The sequence below is a fragment of the Nitratidesulfovibrio oxamicus genome (genome assembly GCF_015731765.1).
In the GTDB taxonomy this organism is placed as follows: domain Bacteria; phylum Desulfobacterota; class Desulfovibrionia; order Desulfovibrionales; family Desulfovibrionaceae; genus Cupidesulfovibrio; species Cupidesulfovibrio oxamicus.
In genome coordinates, this window is the sequence record NZ_VRYY01000234.1 from 1 (window position 1) to 3,912 (window position 3,912).

The 3,912-nt window shown below is 66.9% G+C and carries 4 protein-coding genes; 1 reads left to right on the top strand and 3 read right to left on the bottom strand.

The features are described from left to right. Positions 1–418, top strand: a 418-nt coding sequence (locus tag FVW20_RS09215) for a LysE/ArgO family amino acid transporter (RefSeq protein WP_196609184.1), incomplete at its 5' end; no start/stop codon positions are given. Positions 419–719: 301 nt separating this feature from the next. Here the strand turns inward: FVW20_RS09215 and FVW20_RS09220 are convergent. The 3 genes from FVW20_RS09220 to FVW20_RS09230 form a co-directional block, all read right to left on the bottom strand. Continuing rightward, entirely contained in the window at positions 720–2,315 is a 1,596-nt protein-coding gene (locus FVW20_RS09220) for a DEAD/DEAH box helicase (protein ID WP_196609185.1), read from the bottom strand. Between the two features lie 2 nt (positions 2,316–2,317). Further along, positions 2,318–2,635 (bottom strand): GIY-YIG nuclease family protein, encoded by a 318-nt coding sequence (locus FVW20_RS09225; RefSeq protein ID WP_035067676.1) that lies wholly within the window; start codon positions 2,633–2,635, stop codon positions 2,318–2,320. A gap of 279 nt (positions 2,636–2,914) precedes the next feature. After that, on the bottom strand, positions 2,915–3,643 hold the full coding sequence (locus FVW20_RS09230; protein ID WP_196609186.1) for a metal-dependent hydrolase: 729 nt from the start codon (positions 3,641–3,643) through the stop codon (positions 2,915–2,917). Between the last annotated feature and the right edge of the window lie 269 nt (positions 3,644–3,912).

The window sequence follows — 3,912 nt, forward strand, 5'->3', positions numbered from 1 at the left end:
GGGCGCCGCCGTGGGCGGGGCGGTGTTTCTGGCGTGGTTCGGGTTCGGCGCGCTGCGCTCGGCCCTGCGGCCCGGCATACTTGAGGCCGACAGGGCCGTGGGCGACGGCGGGCGTACCAGCCTGCGCCGGGTGCTGATGGCCACGCTGGCCGTGTCCCTGCTGAACCCGCACGTATATCTTGATACCGTGGTCATGCTGGGCGGCATCAGCGGGCACTACCCGGCAGCCGAACGGCTTTCCTTCGGCGCGGGCGCGGCCACGGCCTCGTGCCTGTGGTTTCTTGCCCTTGGCGGCTGCGGCAGGGTGCTGGCCCCGCTGTTTCGCAAGCCAGTGGCCTGGCGCGTGCTGGACGGCAGCGTGTGCCTGGTGGTGTGGGGCGTGGCCCTGTCCCTGGCCCGGCAGGCCTGGGCGGGGTAGCAATCCTTTAGGCGGGAAGGACCGCATAACGGGCGCGCCTCCCTCGACACTGTGCATTAGTCTGCGGCGCTGTTTTTCAACAAAGAAAGTGAGGCCCCGATGCCGGGACCTCACTTTCTTTTTCTACGGTCTTTGTTTCGTTACGCGCAGCCACAGGTGGCGTTGCCGCAAGAGGGAATTTTGTTCTCTGCCAAGGAAGGCCGTCGTTCCATGGAGGGAGCGTACTCTTTCCGTACTCGACCGGAATGGAACGGCGGACTGACGCAGGCAGAGGACAAAAGGCACCTTGCGGCTATGCCGCCTATTCCCGGTCGCGCGGGGTCGCCGGCTCCACCCCGAGGCGGAAGCCCCGGATCTGGTTGCCGTTCATCACCGAGATGACTTCCTGCGCGTAGTCGGCGGGCACTTCCACGAACGACACGCGGTCGCGGATGTCGATGGCCCCGATCATGCGGCCGGGGATGCCGGTTTCGCCCGCGATGGCGCCCACGATGTCGCGCGCGGTGACGCGCATCTTGCGGCCCACGTTCAGGAACAGGCGCACCATGCCGGGCTCTGCGCCGGTGCCCGCCGGGGTCTTTTCGCCACCGGGCACGGCGTCGCCCAGTTCGCGGCGCATCAGCAGCTTCAGCAGCGCGGCGGCCATGTCCACGGTGGTCACGTCCTCGTCCAGGAACGATTCCACGATGTCGGTGTACTTTTCCAGTTCGCCCGCCTCGATGTGGCGGCGCACTTCGGCCAGCAGCTGGTTGGTCTTCACCGTGGCCACGTCGCTGGACGTGGGCACCTGGTGCTGCACGATGTGCGCCTTGGTGAACTTCTTGATGTCGCGCAGCTTGTAGAAGTCGCGCCCGGAGACAAAGGTGAACGCCCGGCCCGAACGCCCGGCGCGGCCCGTGCGACCGATGCGGTGCACGTAGTGTTCGACGGCGTTGGGGATGTCGTAGTTGACCACGGCTTCCACGTCGTCCACGTCGATGCCGCGCGCGGCCACGTCGGTGGCCACCAGGATTTCGATGCCGTTGCTGCGGAAGCGCGCCATCACCCGGTCGCGCTGCGACTGGTTGAGGTTGCCGTGCAGGCCGTCGGCCTGGTAGCCGCGCCCCTGCAGGTGCTGGGTCAGTTCGTCCACGCCGCGCTTGGTAGAGCAGAACACGATGGCGCGCTTGGGGTTGTACAGGTCCAGCACCCGGCACAGGGCTTCCAGCTTCTGGAAGGGGCGAACTTCGTAGTAGATCTGTTCGATGCTGGGCACGGTGACCTGCTTCTGGGTCACCTTGAGGAATTCGGGCGTCTTCAGGAAGCGCTGGGCCATGTCCAGGATGGCCGGGGGCATGGTGGCCGAGAAGAACACCGTCTGCGCTTCCTTGGGCACCTGGCCCAGGATGTGCTCGATGTCGTCGCGAAAGCCCATGTCGAGCATTTCGTCGGCTTCATCCAGCACGGCCATGCGCACCGTGGAAAGGTTGATGGTGCCGCGCTCCATGTGGTCCATGACGCGACCGGGGGTGCCCACCACCACCTGCGCGCCGCGGCGCAGGGCCTTGAACTGGCGGTCGATGGGCTGCCCGCCGTACACGGGCAGCACGTACAGCCCGCGCTTGCGCGAGGCCAGCTGGGTAAGTTCTTCCGCCACCTGGATGGCCAGTTCGCGCGTGGGGCACAGGATGATGCCCTGGATGTCCTTTTCGCGCGGGTCGATGCGTTCCAGCAGGGGAATGCCGAAGGCGGCGGTCTTGCCGGTGCCGGTCTGGGCCTGGCCGATGACGTCGCGGCCTTCGAGGATGTGGGGGATGGCCAGCGCCTGGATGGGCGAGGCTTCTTCGAAGCCCATCTCTTCGATGGCCTTCAGGATTTCCTTGGAAAGGGACAATTCTTCAAAGCGTAAGGTTTCCATTCTCATTCCTTCGTGCGCGGGGCGCTCGGCGGCGCCGCGACGGGAAGTGCGTTGGCGTATCGTGCCAGTGCTTCCTGCTTCCTGTCGGGGGGCAGCCGTTTGACGTGATGCTCGGCCTTCTGTGCGGTGCTGCGGTCAGGGAACGGGGCGGTGGCGACCAGCGTGACCGGGCGGCGCGAGCGCGTGTAGCGCGCGCCCCTGCCCCGGTTGTGCTCGCCAAGGCGCCGTTCCATGTCCGTGGTGACGCCGCAGTACAGCGTCCCGTCGGCACAGCGCACAAGATAGACAACCCATTTGTATGTTACCGCCGCGTGTTCCATGGAGGTGCCGAATCGGGGCGCACGCCCCGTTCGCTCCGGACCTCCCGCGCACGATGCCAGCCGCACGCGAAACCGGAGGCGATGCCCTGTGCCCGTAGGCCGGAATCCGCATTCCGGCGCGTGCGCGCAAGGCGTGTTGCAGTGTTGATGATGCGGACCCGGGGCCGCGAGCGCGCGGCTGGTGTCCGGTCCTTTCCAGATTACTCGCCGCGCGCGTTGGCGCGCGAGGATTTTTTACGCGCCGTCGGGGTTTTCGCCAGCGACAAAAAGACCGCGTGCCTAGCAGTACGCACAGCCCCGGCCATCTTTGCCCATGTCGAGCATGATGGTGTCGCCGGGCTTCATGTCGAACAGCCGACAGTCCGGGGCGTGGTTGCGCAACTGCTCGCGGAAGCGCTCGGTGTTCTGTTCCAGCACCGGAAAGGTGCCCCAGTGCATGGGCACCACCGAGCGGGTGCGCAGCATGGCGCTGGCCATGGCCGCCTGCCGCGCGTCCATGGTGAAGGTACCGCCGATGGGCAGCATGGCAAGGTCGATGGAGTGCAGCCGTCCCCACAGTTCCATCGACGAGAAGATGCCCGTGTCCCCGGCATGGTAGAAGGTGAATCCGCCCGGCATGGTCACGATGTACCCCACGGGCGCGCCCGATTCGGACGAGTGAAAGGCCTGGGTCATGGTGACGCTGACGCCCTTGTGGGTCACCGTGCCGCCGATGTTGAAACCTATGGAATTCAGCAGCAGGCCGGGACGCAACCCCTCTTCCAGCAGGCGCTGGGCCGTGCCCACGATGCACCCCAGCAGGGCGCCGGTGGTGTTGCAGATCTGCACCGCCTGGCCCACGTGGTCGCCGTGGTCGTGGGTGACCAGCACGAGGTCCGGCGGGGCGATGTCGCTCCACGGGGTGGACGCCGAGGGGTTGCCCTCGAAGAACGGGTCCACGAGCACGTTGGCCCCGTTGCAGGCAATCTGGAAATTGGCGTGGCCGTGCCATGTGAGGCTGTACTGCATGGTCTGATCCTGCCTTTCCGCAAAAAGGTTTCCGCGCCGCCGCAGCCTGTCCCGGTGCAATCCGGGTACGGGGCCAGGGCGGTGCGGCAGGGGGAACGCTGTCCCGGTTCCTTCCGGTATCGACGCAATACCGGGGAACCGGCGTTCCCGCTCGGTGCCGCACGGGCGATCCGCACTTCGCGGATGTGCGTGCCCGCTGCCGCACGCGGGTGAGGCGCTGCCGCAGCGCCCGGCGGGTGCCTGCCCATGTCCGGAGGGCCATCCGTCCG